The organism is Streptomyces sp. NBC_00341 (genome assembly GCF_041435055.1).
Lineage (GTDB): Bacteria > Actinomycetota > Actinomycetes > Streptomycetales > Streptomycetaceae > Streptomyces.
In genome coordinates this window covers 1,148,268-1,165,095 of the sequence record NZ_CP108002.1, presented here as the reverse complement: position 1 = coordinate 1,165,095, position 16,828 = coordinate 1,148,268, and the positions used below count along the sequence as shown (strand labels likewise).

The window sequence follows — 16,828 nt, the reverse complement described above, 5'->3', positions numbered from 1 at the left end:
ACCGCGTGCCGCGCCACCCGCCAACCCGCCCGGTGTTTCCAACCCGGGAGGACGGATTGATCGTGCTCGCTGCACGTCAGGCACCGGCGGACTCAGGACAACGATTCGGGCGCTCGGGTGAGCGAGGCCGGCGACGGTGCCTGTCGCGCGGTTCCGGGCGCGATGAGGTACTCAGGAGTGGTGGACGAGGACGAGATCGACGACCCCTTTGTGCATGTCCGGGGTGCGAGTGAGAACAACCTGCGGAACATCGACGTCGACGTTCCGCGGGACAGGATGGTGGCCTTCACGGGTGTCTCCGGTTCCGGCAAGTCCTCACTCGCGTTCGGGACTCTCTACGCTGAGGCGCAGCGGCGCTACTTCGAGTCTGTGGCACCGTACGCCCGCAGGCTGTTGCAGCAGGTCGGTGCACCGCATGTGCAGGAAATCACCGGACTGCCACCGGCGGTAGCCCTGCAGCAGCGACGCGGGTCGCCCAGTTCGCGCTCGACGGTCGGCACCATCACCACGCTGTCCAATCTGCTGCGCATTCTGTACTCCCGCGCCGGCACCTATCCGCCCCGGGCCGCACGTCTGGAAGCCGAGTCGTTCTCACCGAACACCCCGGCCGGGGCCTGCCCGGAGTGCCACGGACTGGGCGTTGTCCACGATGTCGCCGAGGACCTTCTGGTCCCGGACCCCTCTCTGAGCATCCGCGAGGGGGCGATCGCCGCTTGGCCGGGCGCCTGGCAGGGCGCCAACCTGCGCAGCGTGGTGAGCGGCCTGGGGATCGATATCGACCGACCGTGGCGCAGGCTCAGGAAGAAGGACCGGGACTGGCTGCTGTACACGGACGAGCAGCCCTCCGTGTACATCGAGCCGGAGGAGGACCGCGTCGACTACGGCTACCAGGGCAAGTTCTGGAGCGCCCGCAAGCACGTCATGCACGTCCTCGCCGACTCCAAGAGCGAGAAGATGCGCGAACGGGCGCTCCGGTTCGTCAGGAGCGTGCCCTGCCCCGAGTGCCACGGCAGCGGACTGCGGCCCGAGGCGCTGGCCGTGACCTTCGCCGGACGTTCCATCGCCGAGATCAACGCGATGCCGCTCGCCGAGATCCTGGCGCTGCTGCGGCCCGTCGCGGGGCGGTCCGAGGCCGACGCCACCACCTCGACCTCGCGATCCGGGGAAACGACCGAGGTCGCGGTCCGGATCTGCAGCGATCTGGTCGCACGGGTCGACGTACTGCTCGACCTGGGCCTGGGATATCTCAGCCTCGGGCGGCGCTCGACGACCCTGTCACCTGGCGAGGCGCAGCGCCTGCGGATCGCCACCCAGCTGCGCTCGGGGCTGTTCGGCGTAGTCTACGTCCTCGACGAACCCTCCGCGGGCCTGCACCCGGCTGACGCGGAACCGCTGCTGGACGTGCTGGACCGCCTCAAGGCGGCGGGCAACTCGCTGTTCGTCGTGGAGCACGACATGGACGTCGTCAGGCGGGCGGACTGGGTGGTCGACATCGGCCCCGGCGCGGGCGAAGGCGGCGGGCGCGTGCTGTACAGCGGCCCGGTCGCCGGTCTTGAGAGGGTGAGGGAGTCGGCCACGGGCCAGTACCTGTCCGGGCGCGCCGAGCCGCTCGATCACCGCCCGCGCACACCGCAGGGCTGGCTGCACCTGAGCGGCGTCTCCCGCCACAATCTGCACGACGTGTCCGTCGACGTACCGCTCTGCGTGCTGACGGCGGTGACGGGCGTGTCCGGTTCCGGAAAGTCGACGCTGGTGACGCAGGTGCTGGCGGAGGTCGTCCGCGGCCATCTCGGACTTGTACCCGAGGAGCCCGACGAGGCGCAGTTGGAGGTCGACGTCCAGGACGCTTCGGGCGTCGAGTCGTTCGACCGGCTGGTCCGGGTCGACCAACGGCCCATCGGCCGGACTCCGCGGTCCAACCTGGCCACGTACACGGGGATGTTCGACGCGGTGCGCAAGCTGTATGCGGCGACGGACGAGGCCAGGGCGCGCGGCTACTCGGCCGGGCGGTTCTCCTTCAACGTGCCCGAAGGGCGGTGCGAGACCTGCCAGGGCGAGGGATTCGTTGCGGTGGAACTGCTGTTCCTGCCCGGCACCTACGCGCCGTGCCCGACCTGCCTGGGCGCCCGGTACAACGCCGAGACGTTGGAAGTCACCTACCGCGGCAGGAACATCGCGGAAGTTCTGGGGCTGTCCGTCGACGCCGCCGCCGAGTTCCTGTCCGCCGTCCCGGCCGCCTCCCGCAGTCTGGAGACGTTGCGCGAGGTGGGACTGGGGTATCTGCGACTGGGGCAGCCCGCGACGGAACTCAGCGGTGGTGAGGCGCAACGCATCAAACTGGCCACCGAACTGCAGCGAGCCCGCCGCGGCCACGCGCTCTACCTGCTCGACGAGCCGACGGCAGGGCTGCACCCCTCGGACGTCGCACTGCTGCTGCGACAGTTGCACCGGCTCGTCGACGCCGGCAACACGGTCGTCCTCGTCGAGCACGACCTGGACACTATCGCCACCGCCGACTGGGTCATCGACCTCGGGCCGGGCGGCGGCGACGCGGGCGGGCGGGTGGTAGCGGCGGGGCCGCCGGCCAAGGTGGCGAGGGCCCGCCGCAGCGCCACCGCGCCCTATCTCGCCGCCAGGCTCGCGCGCTCCTGACCGAAGGTGCCGGGACAAGCAGCCCTTTGCGGCTCGTCGAGCGTTCGCCACGCTGTCAGGCCGGTGGCACAGTGGACTGGGTGAGCCCGGCGCGGACCGGCGCCGACGAGCGGCGGCAGCGGGTGCACTGGAGAAGTGAGCGGACCACCCGCGCCGCCGCCGGGGACGGTCACTCGGGGCCGTGGCCGAGTGGTCGGGAAGCGTGGCTCGACAGGTCTCCAACCAGGGCTCGATGATGATCTTCGTTAGCGGCATCCCGCTCTGCCACGAGGGCCAAAGGCCCAAGCGGGGAGTGCTGCGGGGAGCGGCGAGCAGTGTCGGACGGTCGCCGAGCCGGCCGTAGCGGCGTTCTGATCATCGAAAACGCGAACCTCGATGCAGAGGAGACTCAAGATGGCAACGCAGGTCAGCAAAGCGCTTCTGGTACGCCTCGAAGCACTGCCCGGCAGGGAGGACGACGTCCGCGACTTCTTGAACCAGGGGCTGTCTATCGTCGAGGGGGAGCCCAAGACCGTCAGGTGGTTCGGAATCCAGTTCGGACCCTCGTCGTTCGGGATCTTCGATGCCTTTCCCGACGACGACGGGCGCCGGGCACACCTGTCGGGCGCGGTCGCGGAGGCGCTCGGTGAGAACACGGGTGAGCTCTTCGAGGAGCCCACGATCGAGCAGCTCGATGTCGTCGTGGAGAAGCAGCCCACGTAGATCCTGGCTGGTGGCGAAGGGGCGCCGGGCGCACGACAGTGTCATGTGGTTTCCGCCAAGGGTCACCTCGACCGCGCCCCGAGCACCATGCGCACCCACCTGCGTGCGGGGTCGAAATACTCAAGGCTGTGGGTACACAACCGCGTACCCACGGCAAAAGGGCCTTGCCATGACCATCAAGACGGAGTCCGTGTCCCTGGAGGACGCCCGGCGAGTCGTCGCTGCGGGGGAGGCCAAGGCCGACGAGATCGACTCGCCGAGCAACATCGCTGTCGTCGACGTCGGCGGCAACCTCGTCGCGCACATCCGGATGGACGAGGCTTGGATCGGGAGCGTCGACATCTCCATCAGCAAGACCTTCACCGCCCGGGCCTTCGACATCAGCACCGCCGACCTAGCCGCCAACGCGGGTCCCGGTGAGCAGTTCTTCGGGATCAACGCATCCAACAACGGACGCGTCATGAATTCCGTGCCGTGATCAGCGGAGCCCTCAGCGCGGCCGCTCGTTGGAAACTTTCCGGTTCGCCAAGAACAAACCAGGCTGGATCATTGCCAGTCCGCATCCACGATGCCTGGCACCGGCATATCACCAGCCACGCATGGTGATTTGACCCTCTTTGAAAGCTCTTGTGAGGGTGGGAGGGCCAGGCCAACGCCAAGGCGTACAACCGGCAGCTGTGCGGGTTGATCGAGCAGGGCAAGCAACGCCGGCGCCGAGGTCGTCGACGAGGAGGTCGTGATCGACGGCCAGCTGATCTCCAGCCGCGGCCCGCAGGACCTCCCCGCCTTCTGCAAGGCGATCATCGAACGCTTCGCCGCCGCACTGCAACCCGCCTGATCGGGAGGAGTCGCAAGCCACCGAAATGACATCCGGCACCCCACGGCCGAGTCGCCGTGGATCAGCAGAGGAGATCGTCATGGCAAGCAGCAACCGCGCCGTCACCTTCCAGAACCCGAAAGACATGCGCGTCGAGTCCCTCGACTTCCCGAAGCTTCAGATGCCGAACGGGGAGAAGGCCCCGCACGGAGTCATCCTCAGGATCGTCGCCACCAACATCTGCGGGAGCGACCTGCACATCTACCGCGGGTCCTTCCCGGTGCCCCAGGGCATGGTGGTGGGGCACGAGATGACCGGGGAGGTCATCGAGGTCGGCCCCGACGTCGAGTTCCTCAGTGAGGGCGACCTCGTCTCGGTGCCGTTCAACGTCGCCTGCGGCCGATGCCGCAACTGCAGGGCGCGCCGGACCGACGTCTGCGAGACCACGAACCCCAAGGTGTCCTGCGGCGCGTACGGCTTCAACCTGGGCGACTGGACCGGCGGCCAGGCCGAGTACCTGTTCGTCCCGTACGCCGACTTCCAGCTCCTGCGCTTCCCGGACAGGGACCAGGCCATGGCGAAGATCCGTGACCTGGCGCTGCTCTCGGACATCCTGCCCACCGCGTTCCACGGTCTCATGGAGGCCGGCGCCAAGCCGGGCTCGACCGTGTACCTCGCCGGCGCCGGCCCGGTCGGCCGCTGCGGCGCAGCAGCGGCGCGCCTCCTCGGGGCGTCCTGCATCATCGTCGGCGACTACCACAAGGACCGCCTGGAGCTGGTGAAGAAGAACGGCTGCGAGACGATCGACCTGAGCCAGGACGCAGCGCTCACCGACCAGATCGAAGCCATCCTGGGCGAACCCATGGTCGACTGCGCAGTCGACTACGTCGGCACCGAGGCACACGGCATCGGCGGCGAGTCCAAGGACATGGACCCGGCCCACGCCATCAACCAGGTGATCGACGTCACCCGCGCGGGCGGAGCCACCGGAGTCATCGGCGTCTACGGCGCCGACCCGCTCGCGAAGTCGAAGGCCGAGCAAGAGGGAACGTACCCGATCGACTTCGGCAAGGCCTGGATCAAGTCGCCGCGGATCGCCGGCGGGCAGGCACCGATCATGCACTACAACCGCGAGCTGATGATGGCGATCCTGTGGGACCGCATGCCCTACTTGAGCGCCATGCTCAACACCAAGGTGATCAGCCTTGACGACGCCCCCGACGCCTACGCGACCTTCGACACGGGAGTGTCCGAAAAGTTCATCATCGACCCCCACGGCCTCATTCCCGCCTGAGGCCCGCGATCCGAGAAACAATGCCTCACTCGCCGCCTCTCACGTGGCCGCACAGAGCAGGCGTGAGAATGGGCAGTCCGTCGCTTTGTCTCGGGCGACGGACTGCCCACTATGCCGTCGCTCGTGAGTTCGCAAGGGTGGATGAGGGGGTGTCAGGACGAGGGCGAGAGGTCGGCATCGTCCTTCGGCGGCGAGGTGGATCGTGGTGGTGAATCCTCCGCGGGAACGTCCCGGACACTCACGCCGGTCTGACCACCTCCTCACCGCACGGACTTGGGCCCGACGCGGACGCACACCCGTCATCCAGGTACGGGGACGTTCCCAACGCCGCTTCTCCATCGCCGCTCCGGCCTGCTACAAGCACGGTGAATGCTCACGGCCGATAGGCCGGACACGACGGGCGTGCATGGACGCGGGCCCGCCTCGACCTCGTGGCTGACCGCTACCGGTGCTTGCCTCGGGTCGGCGACGGCAGGCCGAGGGCCTGTTTCATCTCGCGGTAGTCGTTCTCGATGCGCCGGCGGAGCTTCGCGGTGCGCACGAGGACGGGCAAGGGGGGTGGTCTCGGGCAGGTTGGAGAGCCAGAACTGGACGGGCTCGTCCTGGTCGGCGGGCCACTCCGCCAGCAGTCGGCGGACCGGAAGCTCGGCGGTGGTCGTGGCCTGGCGGATCTCGCGCCCGGCGGGCCTGATCCGCAGGGCAACGAAGCGGGAGTACATGCGTTTCACCCCGCTGCGGCCGCTGCCCGGCCGTGATCCCTCCCTCCACTGCACCGGCCGTTCGGAGGATTTGCCGGCCGCGATGACCATGTCCTTCACTCGCTGTGCCGACTCGGGACAGGCAGGGACCGGCCGCCGGCCCCTGCCGAGGCAGGTGGGGTCGACGGCCGTGCTTCCTCGGGTTGTGCGGTGGTTGTTGTCGAGATTCCCACCACGTAGTCGAGTCCGCGTGTCTCCAGGGCGAGCCGGAAGGCGGCGGTGTCCCCGTAGCCGCCGTCGGCGATGACCCGGGGGCACGCCGATGCCCCAGGACTGCGTCTCGTCGATCATGTCGAGGGCCGGCTGCCACTTCTCGACATGGCCCACCTGGGCAGGGATGGCGCACCTGTCACGGCGGGCCACCTTGGCCGGATCGGCCTTCGGCGATGCGGGATCCCAGCTCCAGGGCAGAAACAGACGCCAGTTCACCGCCGCCGAGGCGCCGTTGGAAGCCAGGTGAAGCGAGACTCCGGCCTGGCAGCTGGTGACCTTGCCCGCGGTGCCGGTGTACTGCCGGGTCACGCAAGCCGACGCGTTCCCGTCCTTGACACGGCCGATCAAGAAGACGCGCCATCGCAGATCGCACATGACCAAGCACTACTAGGGTGGCCGCCATGAGCGACCTCCGCGGAACTCGGGCCCCGTCGCCGGTGCTGCTCGGTGTGGATGACGGCGGCTGGTCGCCTGTCACCGCAGGCGAGTCGGGAGCAACTGTCTTCCGCAGCGCGGACGCCACGCGGTATGCCAAGTGCGTGCCCGCCGCGGCTGCCGCCGAGTTGGAGGCCGAGCGCGACCGGGCCGTATGGCTGAGCGGTCAGGGTGTACCCGGCCCCCGAGTGCTCGACTGGCGGTCCGGTGACGACGGCGCCTGTCTGGTGACGCGTGCCGTCTCCGGCATACCCGCTGATCAGGTGCCCGCCGAGGACCTGTGGACCGCCTGGGAGCACATCGCGGACGCGGTCCGCCGGCTGCACGAGGCGCCCGTGTCCCAGTGCCCGTTCCGCCGGAGTCTGGACACCATGGTCGCCTTGGCGGGCGACGTCGTGGCCCGTGACGCGGTCAGCCCCGAGTTCCTCCCCGTCGACCAGCGGCAGACGCCCACCCCTGAGCTGCTGGACCGCCTCACCCGGCAGGTCTCCCGGCGACGGGAGCAGGAAGCCGCCGACACGGTCGTGTGTCACGGGGACCTGTGCCTGCCCAACATCATCCTCGATCCGCAGACCCTGGAGGTGTCAGGCTTCATCGACCTGGGCCGCCTCGGACTGGCCGACCGCTACGCCGACCTGGCCCTGCTGCTCGCCAACGCGCGAGAGACCTGGACGGACGAGGAGCTGGCCCGGGCTGCGGACACGGCCCTCGCCGCGAGGTACGGCATCGCGCTCGACCACGACCGCCTGCGCTTCTACCTTCATCTCGACCCGCTCACCTGGGGCTGACCGGCTTCCGCAGCCGGTTGTGGAAGCCTCGCCGGTTGGGGTGGCGGCCCCGGTGAGCCGGGGTCTGCTCTGGGTCAGAGCGGCCCCCGCCAGGACCACGAGGGCGCCGACAGGGGTGTTCCAGTCGAGCTGTTCGCCCAGCACGGTGACTCCGGCCGCCGTGGCGATCACCGGAATGAAATAGGTGACCATCTGCGCGGTCGTCGGGCCGACCTCGGTGACCAGTCCGTACTGGAGCAGTACCGCGAGTCCCGTGCCGAGGGCCCCCAGAGCGACCACGGCCAGGGTGGGAAGCAGCGGGAATCCCGCCGGGGCCGAGGTGAACAATGGCGTGACCAGCGCGAGTTGTACGGTGCCGAGGAAGAGCTGGCTGCCCGTCAGCGCGAGGGTCGAGGGACCGCTGCCCGCCAGCGTCCTGCGGACGTAGATCCAGCCGACCGGATAGCTGAGGGAGGCCAGGAGTGCCATCGCGGTGCCGGTGAGGTCCAGCCCGGAGAACCCCTGCCAGGCACCCAGTACGGTCAGGACCCCGAGGAAGCCGAGCCCGAGACCGGCGACCCGTCGGCGGGTGGGCCGGTCCTCCGAGAGCGCGACCACTGACAGCGCCATGCCCCACAGCGGCGAGGTCGCGTTGCAGATGCCGGCCAGCGTCGAGGGGATGGTCAGCTCCGCGTACGCGAAGAGCGAGAACGGCAGCGCGTTGAGGAAGAAGGCGGCCACGGCCAGATGGCCCCAGGTGCGGGCGGTACGCGGCAGCCGCTCCCGCTTCACCGCCATCGCCACCACCAGCACCGCAGTGCCCGACAGGAGCCGTCCGAGGGTGACCTGGAACGGTGCGTACCCGTCGGTGCCGACCTTGATCAGGAGAAAGCTGAAACCCCAGATGAGCGACAGCGCCGCGAAACGCAGCCGCCAGTCCGGAGCGGGACGGCGAGCCCGGTCGGGACGGCGAGCGGGGTCGGCGGGGACAGCTGGGGCGGTTCCCTGCCGGGCCGATACGGGAGATGGAGGCGATGCGGGCAGTGCGCTCATGCGGTCAACGATGACGAATGCAATCTCGTAGCACAAGTGAGAGTTTGTGCGACGATCCGCGTAGTATTACTTACATGTTGAATCTGGAGCGCCTCCGCACCCTGGACGCCCTGGCCCGGCTCGGATCTGTCAGTGCCGCCGCCGAGGGGCTGCACGTCACGACATCGGCCGTCTCGCAGCAGATGGCCAAGCTGGAGCGCGAGGTCGGGCAGCAGCTGCTCGCCAAGAACGGCCGCGGGGTCCGGCTCACCGACGCGGGGCGGCTGCTCGCCGATCACGCGGCCCGGATTCTCTCCCAGGTCGAGCTCGCCCAGTCCGACATCGAGGCGCAGCGGGGCGAGGTGGTGGGGGAGATCCGGCTGGCCGCGTTCCCCACCGCGGCGCGCGGCCTCTTCCCGTCCGCCCTGCTCGCCCTGCGCGCGGATCACCCGGAACTCCGGTTGCGTACCAGCGAGCTGGAGCCCGAGGCCGGAATCCGTGCGGTGTTCAGGGGCGACGTCGACCTCGCGGTGGTGCTGGACTGGAGCAACAAGCGGCTGCCGGTGCCGGGCGGTCTCGCCACGGCGCAACTGCTCGACGACGTACCGGACATCGCGATGCCGGCCGGGCACCGGCTCGCGGACCGGGCGGAGGTGGACCTTGAGGAGTTCGCGGACGACGACTGGGTCTCCTGGCCCGAGGGCGAGTTCTGCTACGAGTGGCTGATGTTCACCCTGCGCTCCAAGGGCATCGAGCCGCGCATCGCCCACCTCGCGGGTGAACACCACACCCAACTCGCCCTGATCGCAGCCGGAATGGGGGTGTGCGTGGCGCCCAGGCTCGGGCGCGGTCCGGTGCCGGACGGGGTGCGGCTGGTGCCCGTACGGCAGCGGATGCGGCGTCACGTCCATGCCGTCTGGCGGGCGGACGCGGACCGGCGGCCCTCGGTCAGGGCGGCGGTCGCGGCGCTGCGGGAGGCGGGCCGGGCCCTGAACGAGCCGCCGGAGGGGGAGTAGGACCGGGGCTGCGACGCACGCCCCCGTCGCCGTCAGATGCCGGGCAGGGCGCCGAGTTTGCCGAAGTCCCAGGAGGTGACGGCCTCCGGTGTGAGCCGCAGCCACGCGTGCCGGCCGTCGTGCGGCATCACCTCCATGCCGAAGTACTTCGCCGCGAACAGCTGCTCGGGTACGGCGAGTTCCGGGCAGGGCTCGCCCGTGCGCGGCGCCTCTCCGACGAACACCGCGTCGCCGGAGAGCTCGATGCCGCGCAGCTCCCCGTACTCCACCCCGTCGTCGACGACCACGGCGATCCTCGGGTCCCGGCCCAGCTGTGACCAGCGCAGACTCCGGGTGATCGAGTACAGCCACAGTGAGGTGCCGTCCCAGCAGAACCAGAGCGCTCCGACGTGCGGGCGTCCGTCCGGGGCGACGGTGGCGACCCGGCAGACGCGCTGCCGCGCGAGGTAGGTGTCGCGTTCCTCGTCCGTCATCATGATCCGGCGGCCCCGTCGCTGTATGACGGCCATGGGGAGCCTCCTCCTGCTAGCTGACTATGTGTCAGGAATCATGGAGGCTCTTCCCTCATCGCGCAATGGCGGTTAGCCTCGCGCGCCCGTTCCTTCAGCGATTCCACCGAAGCGACCTCACCGAGAGGGGCAGCCCGTGCCGTCCAGGCAACAGCTCGCGGAGCAGATCGATCCGGCCTCCACCGTCCTGCTGACGGTGGAGTGCCAGCAAGGTGTGGTGGGGACCGACAGCGCACTGCCCGAACTCGCCAAGGAGGCGCGGTCGTCGGGGGCGCTGCACAACGTGGCCAGGCTGGTCGCCGCCGCTCACGAGAGCGGTGTCCAGGTGCTGCACGCCGTGGCCGAACGCCGCCCGGACGGACGCGGCGCCAACCACAACGCCCGGCTCTTCCGCGCCGCCGGGCGGCTGCCCGTGCAGCAGCACTCCGGAACCACGGCGGTCCGGATAGCCGAGCCGATCGAGGTGGCGGACGAGGACCTCGTCGTCCGCAGACTCCACGGGCTCTCGCCGATCGCCGGCACGGACGTGGACGCGCTGCTGCGCAACCTCGGCTGCCGCACGCTCGTCGTCACCGGGGTGTCGGCCAACGTGGCCATCCCCAACGCGGTGTTCGACGCCGTGAACCTCGGCTACACGGCGGTGGTGCCGTCCGACGCCATCGCGGGGGTGCCCGCCGAATACACCCCCGCGATGATCCGCAACACCCTCGCCCTGGTCGCCACCGTCGCCACCACCGACGACGTGCTCGGCTGCTGGCTCGGCCGGGGCCCTACGAAGCGAGGCTGATCGAGTCGCCCTGCACGCTGATCGGGGCGGCGGGCAGCGGCTCGGTGGCGGGTCCCGCTTTCACATCGCCCGTCGCCACGTCGAACTTGCTCCCGTGACAGGGGCAGTTGATGGTGCCGTCGGCGACGCTCGACACCGCACAGCCCATGTGCGTGCACTTCGACGAGAACGCCTTGAACTCACCGGCCGCGGGCTGCGTCACCACGACCCCCTGATCGGTGAAGATCTTGCCGCCGCCCTCCGGGATCTCCGTGGTCTTCGCGAGGACGGAGCCCCCGCCGCCGGCCCCGCTCTCGCCGCCCTGCTCGACGGCGCCGGAACCGGCGGACGCCTCCTTCGGCCCGCCGCACGCGGTGAGTACGGCGGCCACGGAGACGGCACCGGCCGCCGTGACGACGTTCCGGCGTCCGGGACGGCCCTCGTGGTCCTGCGATGCGCTCATACTGGCTTTCCCTTTCACTGTGTTCTCGGCTCCCGCGCTCCGGCGACGGGGATGTGCGGCAGGCACCCCGTGTTCAAAGCCCCAGGGACTTCCTCAGGAAATCCCGCTCCAGCAGCAACAGACCGCTCGCTGTGCGTTCCTGGCTGACCAGATGGCCGGCGCCCGACAGCGGCAGCACCGTATGCGGCCGGCCGGCGGCCAGCAGCGCTGCGGAGAACCGCAGCGTGTGAGCCACGGCCACATTGTCATCGGCAAGACCGTGCACCAGCATGAGCGGCCGGACCAGGGCACCGGCCTCGTCCAGGAGGGAATTGCGGGAGTAGTGCTCCGGAAACACCTCCGGGTGGCCCAGGAACCGTTCCTCCCAATGGGTGTCGTAGAGCCGCCGGTCGATCGACGCGGCACCCGCGACCGCGGCGTGGAAGACCTCGGGATGACGCAGCACCGCGGCCGCCGCCAGATACCCGCTGAACGACCAGCCGCGCATCGCCACCCGGGTCAGGTCCAGCTCCGGGTGGAGCGCGGCCGCCGCGTGCAGCGCGTCGATCTGGTCCCGCAGCACGGCGGTGAGACGGTCCCCGTGCACCGCCTTCTCCCAGGCCTCACCGCGCCCCGGCGTACCCCGCCCGTCGGTCACCAGGACCGCGAAGCCCTGCTCCGCGAACCACTGGGCGACCGCGACCCACCAGGTACGCACCTTCAGCACCAGCCTCATGCCGTGGCCTGCATAGGGGCTGAGCAGCACCGGCAGCGGACCGTCGCCCGGCCGGTGCCACGACGGCAGGTACAGCCTGCTGCGCAGCTCCCGCTCCCCGAGACTCAGAGCCAGCGGCCGGGGGGTGACGAGCGGTTCCTCCGCCAGTACCGCGATCCGGCCCGCCGGAACGCCGGCCCGCAGCACCGTCACGGTGTGACCGTCCGGAGTCCGGCTGTCGAGCACCACCGTCGGCCCGCCGACCGACGCCGTGTGCACACCGGGTGCGCCGCTGACCCGTACGAAGCCCTCCTCGGGCGCGTCGGTCGCGTACGACCAGACGTGGGTCTCGGTCGGCTCCTCGCACGCGGTGAAGTACACCCGCCCGCCCACCGCGCCGACCACCTCGCGGACCTCCAGGCCCGCCGGTGTCGGGGTGCCGCCGATGTCCAGCCCCTGACTGTCGCCGCCCGGCCGGCCGGCGACGGTGAGCGCGCCCGGGGCGAGACGCAGCGGAGTGCCCGGCCGCAGCGACACCCAGGCGGGGTCGTGGGTCAGGTGCGCGGCCCGGGTGCCGCCCGTCCGCTCGTCCACCTCCAGGACATGGACGGACCGCTGGTCACGCGTCTGCACCGAGACCAGCGGTCCACGGCTGTCCCAGCCCGCCGACACGACGTACTCGAAGGCCCGGTCCGTCCAGGCGCCCTCGGGGTGGTCGGGGCCGGCGGCCGCGGGCAGCCGGACATCGGTCCGTTCCCCCGACACCCGGACCAGATGCAGTGACACCTTCGCGTTCGGTGTGCCGGCCGCCGGATACGGCACCGCGCGCGGCGGCCGTTCCGGGTCCGTCGGATCACTGATGTAGCGGCGCCGGACCCCGGCCGTGTCCACCCGCGCCACCAGCAGCGCATCGCCGCGCGGCGACCACCAGTAGCCGCGCGAGCGCCCGATCGACTCCTGTGACACGTAGTCCGACAGCCCGTACGTCACCTGCTCGCCGTCCGGAGCGGCGAGTGTCCGGACGCCCGTCCCGTCGGCCCGCACGGTGTGCAGCGCGCCGTCCGACACGTACGCGACCAGGGAACCGTCGGGTGAGGGGCGCGGGTCCACCACCGGACCCGGCGTGCGGATCCGGCGCGGCTCCCCGCCGTCGCAGCGCACCACCCAGAGCGTGCCCCGAAGCGCGAAGGCGACCAGCCTTACCGCCTCGTCCGTCGCGTAGGAGACCACGCCGGAGGAGGTCTCCCGGGCCCGTTCCCGCCGCGCCAGCTCCTCCGGCGGCACCTCGTCCGACGGCTCGTCCGCGAGGCCGGGCCCGACGGGGTCCGCGAGCATCCGCTCCGCGCCGTTCTCGTACAGCCAGAGGCGGCTCACCGGGTCGGTGCCCGAGGTGCCGCGGACGAACAGCACCCGCTCGCCGTCCGGAGAGACGGTGAACTGCCGGGGCACACCGAGCGAGAAGCGCCGGGTGCGGGCGAACTGGAGCGGGAACCGCTCGGCGGCGGCGCGGGCGTCGGCCGGTGGGGTGGCCGGGGCTTCGGCGGGGGGAGTCATGGCGACACCATGGCAGGTCGGAATCCGCCGGAGGCACCGGCCTCCTCAGTCGCGCAGCCGTACGGGCAGCCGCCGCACGCTGTTGCCCACGAAGGACGCGTGCCGCGGCAGTTCGGACTCGGGCACGGCCAGATCGAGGGCGGGGAAGCGCGCGAAGAGCTGCTCCAGTGCCGTGACACCCTCCATCCGGGCCAGCTGGGCGCCCACGCAGTAGTGCGCGCCATGGCCCAGGGAGAGGTGCCTGACCCCGCTGTCGCGGGTGATGTCGAAGCGTCCGGCATCGGGGCCGTGGGCCGACGGGTCGCGGCCGGCGGCGGAGTACCCCGCGAGCACCGGGGTACCCCGGGGGATCACGGTGCCGCCGATGTCGAGGTCGCGGGTCGGATAGCGGAACGGGAAGTAGCTGACCGGACTGTCCCAGCGCAGCGTCTCCTCCACCACGTCCGCCCAGCTCGCGCCGCCGGAGCGCACCAGGTCGAGCTGGTCGCGGTGGGCGCACAGAGCCCGTACGGCGTTGGTGATCAGATTCAGCGTCGTCTCGTGGCCCGCGATGATCGTGAGCATCAGGGTGCCGATCAGCTCGTGCGGGCCGAGCCGGTCGCCGCCGTCCTCGCGGGCCGCGATCAGGGCGCTGGTGAGATCGTCCCCCGGACTCTCCGCCCTGGCGGCGGCCACCGCGCTCAGCAGCTCCACCATCTCCCGGTTGGCCGCCCTCGCCTCCTGCGGGCCGATGTCCGTGGCGACGATCCGGTTGGACAGCTCGTGCAGCCGGTCGTGGAACGCGGCGTCCACGCCAAGCAGTTCGCAGATGACGCCCATCGGCAACGGCAGTGCGAAGTGCGCACGCAGATCGACGACACCGCCCCCGGTCCCGGCCAACGATTCGAGGCCGTCCAGCAGTGAGGCCGTCAGCGCCTCCGTGCGTGGCCGCAGTTCCTCGACCCGGCGCGCGGTGAACGCCTTGCTCATCAGCGAACGCAGCCGCCGGTGGTCGGCTCCGTCGGCGGTGGTCATCCCCTGCACGGTGGCGAAGGTCCGCAGCGGCCATCCGTCGTCGATCTCGCCGGACCGGAGCGCCGCGAAGTGCCGGGCGTCCTTGGCGACATCGGGGTGCGAGAGGAACTCCTTGAGCGCGTCGTGACCCAGCACGGCCATCCCCGCCACCTCGCCGGGGAGGATCACAGAGGCGACGGGGCCGCGGGCCAGCAGCCGGGCGTTGGCCGCGTGCGGACAGCCGCCCGCCGGGTCCATGCGGTGCGGGAGGTCGGGAGCGGGGTTCACCGGCGAAGTGCTCAACAGGGCTCTCCAGTTCCAGAGTTACCCAGGTTTGTATCAGATCGGACCGGGCCGCGTACCCGGATCCCGCGAGCCCGGCCCGGCCCGACCCGTACGAGTGGACCTTGGCCAACAGGTCTGGTTCGGGGAGCTGCCGGGGAAGTGTCCCGGCGGAACCGGGTGGCCGAAGATGCCGCCGCAACTGCCGATCGCGGCCGGAGGGGGAACCTACCGTCAACTCCTGTAAGTGATATCCGACGTCTTGGAGGACAGGCATGAACAACAGCATTCGTACGGCTGCCGCTGCCGCAGCTCTCGTCGCCGGTCTCGTCACGGTGAGCGGGACCGCCAACGCCGCCGAGCGTCCGGACCGGATCACCGGCCAGGAGCAGCTCGCACAGAGCATCGCGCAGGCGGTCGCCGCCGAGCAGCAGAGCGGCGCCGTCACCGACGGGGTCATCGGCGGCATAGTGATCAACCCGTCTGTCGCGAGTTCCTGCTGACGAAGAGGAGGTGAGCACCGTGGACAGCACTGCGGACCTTGCCCCGGACGGGCAGGAGACTCCTCTGAGATGGTGTCCGAGCGGCGATGCGAGCCGTCCGGAGTCCGTCGTCCTCGGCGTTCGGTCCGGGGACGGCGGCCAGGTCGTGTATCTGGCAGAGCCCGTACCCGCCGCCGATGTACTCGGAGCCATTCCGGAGGGGATCGCACCCAACCGGGTGCTCCGGTTCGCCTCGCACTGCGTATCGGACTGCGCGAACCGGGTCGGAGAGGCCTGCGGGCTGATCGAACGGATCACGACCGTGCCGGCCGGGACCGTACCGGCCGCCGTGCCGCGGTGCCACCTCCGCCCGCACTGCAAGTGGTGGAACCAGACCGGGGTCGAAGCCTGCCACCGCTGCCCCGCCCTCACGACGCTGGAACCCCGCGACGACGAACTCGCCGTTCTCGTCGCGGACCCGGCGACCACCCGTGAACAACTGGAGAGCTGGGTTGCCGCCGCACAATGAGGTGAGCGGTTCACGGGAGCGGGTCCGTTCACGGGGACGGGCCCGCTCACTGTGCGCGTCCGCCCACGGAGCCGGTCGCGGACCGGACCGAGCACGAGAGAAGGGATGGCTGTGAACAACTGGATACGGTGCTTCCGCCCGGCCCCCGACGCGGGGATCCAGGTGCTGTGCTTCCCGCACGCGGGAGGTTCGGCCAGTGGCTATTATCCGCTGTCGACCGAGCTCGCGGGGGTGGCGGAGACCCTGGTCGTGCAGTACCCGGGGCGGCACGACCGCATCGCCGAACCGTTCGCCGAGCGGTTCGGCGAGGTCGTGGACGCGGTGCTGGCCTCGCTCCCCACGAGCGACGGCCGGCCCCTCGTGCTGTTCGGCCACAGCATGGGCGCGCTCCTCGCGTTCGAGACCGCGCGTCTGCTGGCGGCAGAAGGGCGGGCGCCCGCCGCGCTGTTCGTCTCCGGGAGCGAGGCCGCGGCACTGCCGCGACAGGCCCGGCTGCCGAACCCGCCGGGCGACGACGACCTGATCGGGGAGATGCGGCTGCTGTCCGGCACGGACGAGGAACTGCTGACCGATCCCGAGATCCTCCGGCTCGCCCTGCCGCCGCTGCGGGCCGACTACGCGATGCTCTTCTCCCGCACCTACGTTCCCGGGCCGCCGCTGCGCTGCCCGGTCGTCGCGCTGACCGGTGACAGGGACCCCCGGGTTTCCGTCGAGGGCGCGCGGGCCTGGGAGCGGGAGGGCGTGGGCCCCTTCGAGTTGCACGTGCTGTCCGGCGGGCACTTCTTCCTGAACGACCACCTGGACCGTGTCGCCGAACTCGTCGCGGCGTACGCGCCGGGCCGGGCGGCCCGAGCCACCGGCTGAAACCGC

Annotated in this window: 14 protein-coding genes and 5 pseudogenes; 12 read left to right on the top strand and 7 right to left on the bottom strand. The window is 70.7% G+C overall.

Translation table 11 applies throughout. From position 1 onward, the window contains the following. Positions 1 to 162: 162 nt before the first annotated feature. The 5 genes and pseudogenes from uvrA (at position 163) to OG892_RS05045 (ending at position 5,465) form a co-directional block, all read left to right on the top strand. Positions 163 to 2,652, top strand: coding sequence for an excinuclease ABC subunit UvrA (gene uvrA, locus OG892_RS05065; protein WP_327335766.1), 2,490 nt, complete (start codon positions 163 to 165; stop codon positions 2,650 to 2,652). Positions 2,653 to 3,045: 393 nt separating this feature from the next. Beyond that, entirely contained in the window at positions 3,046 to 3,354 is a 309-nt protein-coding gene (locus OG892_RS05060) for a putative quinol monooxygenase (RefSeq protein WP_371628578.1), read from the top strand. 169 nt (positions 3,355 to 3,523) lie between these two features. Continuing rightward, positions 3,524 to 3,832 (top strand): heme-binding protein, encoded by a 309-nt coding sequence (locus tag OG892_RS05055; protein ID WP_327335765.1) that lies wholly within the window; start codon positions 3,524 to 3,526, stop codon positions 3,830 to 3,832. 225 nt (positions 3,833 to 4,057) lie between these two features. Continuing rightward, positions 4,058 to 4,192, top strand: a pseudogene (locus OG892_RS05050) (DJ-1/PfpI family protein); the annotation flags it as partial. Between the two features lie 79 nt (positions 4,193 to 4,271). Next, positions 4,272 to 5,465 carry an alcohol dehydrogenase catalytic domain-containing protein gene (locus OG892_RS05045; RefSeq protein ID WP_328697556.1) on the top strand — a complete coding sequence of 398 codons (1,194 nt, stop codon included), beginning with the start codon at positions 4,272 to 4,274 and terminating at the stop codon, positions 5,463 to 5,465. Positions 5,466 to 5,615: 150 nt separating this feature from the next. On the opposite strand, the pseudogene OG892_RS05040 reads toward OG892_RS05045, so the two are convergent. After that, positions 5,616 to 5,699 (bottom strand): annotated as a pseudogene (locus OG892_RS05040) (IS5/IS1182 family transposase); the annotation flags it as partial. Here OG892_RS05040 and OG892_RS05035 point away from each other — a divergent pair. Next, positions 5,674 to 5,865, top strand: a pseudogene (locus tag OG892_RS05035) (hypothetical protein); the annotation flags it as partial. The pseudogenes OG892_RS05040 and OG892_RS05035 overlap by 26 nt on opposite strands. A gap of 72 nt (positions 5,866 to 5,937) precedes the next feature. Here the strand turns inward: OG892_RS05035 and OG892_RS05030 are convergent. After that, positions 5,938 to 6,778, bottom strand: a pseudogene (locus OG892_RS05030) (IS701 family transposase); the annotation flags it as partial. Between the two features lie 59 nt (positions 6,779 to 6,837). On the opposite strand from OG892_RS05030, the gene OG892_RS05025 reads away from it, so the two are divergent. Continuing rightward, complete coding sequence (locus OG892_RS05025) at positions 6,838 to 7,659, top strand: APH(3'') family aminoglycoside O-phosphotransferase (RefSeq protein WP_371628577.1); 822 nt, start codon at positions 6,838 to 6,840, stop codon at positions 7,657 to 7,659. Between the two features lie 36 nt (positions 7,660 to 7,695). Here the strand turns inward: OG892_RS05025 and OG892_RS05020 are convergent. Then, positions 7,696 to 8,691: pseudogene (locus tag OG892_RS05020) on the bottom strand (DMT family transporter); the annotation flags it as partial. A 74-nt stretch (positions 8,692 to 8,765) separates the two neighbouring features. Between OG892_RS05020 and OG892_RS05015 the strand changes: the two are divergent. After that, positions 8,766 to 9,686, top strand: a complete 921-nt coding sequence (locus OG892_RS05015) for a LysR family transcriptional regulator (protein ID WP_328867769.1) — start codon at positions 8,766 to 8,768, stop codon at positions 9,684 to 9,686. Positions 9,687 to 9,718: 32 nt separating this feature from the next. Here the strand turns inward: OG892_RS05015 and OG892_RS05010 are convergent, their stop codons facing one another. Continuing rightward, a complete protein-coding gene (locus OG892_RS05010) occupies positions 9,719 to 10,195 on the bottom strand; it encodes a pyridoxamine 5'-phosphate oxidase family protein (RefSeq protein WP_371628576.1) in 477 nt (158 codons plus the stop codon). 136 nt (positions 10,196 to 10,331) lie between these two features. On the opposite strand from OG892_RS05010, the gene OG892_RS05005 reads away from it, so the two are divergent. Further along, positions 10,332 to 10,982, top strand: coding sequence for a cysteine hydrolase (locus OG892_RS05005; protein ID WP_073739272.1), 651 nt, complete (start codon positions 10,332 to 10,334; stop codon positions 10,980 to 10,982). Here OG892_RS05005 and OG892_RS05000 read toward each other — a convergent pair. From OG892_RS05000 to OG892_RS04990, 3 genes are all read right to left on the bottom strand, one after another. Further along, positions 10,966 to 11,424, bottom strand: a complete 459-nt coding sequence (locus OG892_RS05000) for a Rieske (2Fe-2S) protein (RefSeq protein ID WP_328697560.1) — start codon at positions 11,422 to 11,424, stop codon at positions 10,966 to 10,968. The genes OG892_RS05005 and OG892_RS05000 overlap by 17 nt on opposite strands. A 73-nt stretch (positions 11,425 to 11,497) precedes the next feature. Beyond that, positions 11,498 to 13,672 carry a prolyl oligopeptidase family serine peptidase gene (locus tag OG892_RS04995; protein ID WP_371628575.1) on the bottom strand — a complete coding sequence of 725 codons (2,175 nt, stop codon included), beginning with the start codon at positions 13,670 to 13,672 and terminating at the stop codon, positions 11,498 to 11,500. 45 nt (positions 13,673 to 13,717) lie between these two features. Beyond that, positions 13,718 to 14,923 carry a cytochrome P450 gene (locus tag OG892_RS04990; RefSeq protein ID WP_371631579.1) on the bottom strand — a complete coding sequence of 402 codons (1,206 nt, stop codon included), beginning with the start codon at positions 14,921 to 14,923 and terminating at the stop codon, positions 13,718 to 13,720. Positions 14,924 to 15,222: 299 nt separating this feature from the next. On the opposite strand from OG892_RS04990, the gene OG892_RS04985 reads away from it, so the two are divergent. The 3 genes from OG892_RS04985 to OG892_RS04975 all read left to right on the top strand — a co-directional run bounded on the left by OG892_RS04985 (position 15,223) and on the right by OG892_RS04975 (position 16,822). Next, a complete protein-coding gene (locus OG892_RS04985) occupies positions 15,223 to 15,450 on the top strand; it encodes a hypothetical protein (protein ID WP_073739269.1) in 228 nt (75 codons plus the stop codon). A 19-nt stretch (positions 15,451 to 15,469) separates the two neighbouring features. Continuing rightward, on the top strand, positions 15,470 to 15,958 hold the full coding sequence (locus tag OG892_RS04980) for a hypothetical protein (protein ID WP_073739278.1): 489 nt from the start codon (positions 15,470 to 15,472) through the stop codon (positions 15,956 to 15,958). A 111-nt stretch (positions 15,959 to 16,069) separates the two neighbouring features. Further along, the gene (locus OG892_RS04975) at positions 16,070 to 16,822 is read left to right on the top strand and encodes a thioesterase II family protein (RefSeq protein ID WP_371628574.1); all 753 of its coding nucleotides are present in this window, start codon (positions 16,070 to 16,072) and stop codon (positions 16,820 to 16,822) included. The last annotated feature ends 6 nt before the right edge of the window (positions 16,823 to 16,828 follow it).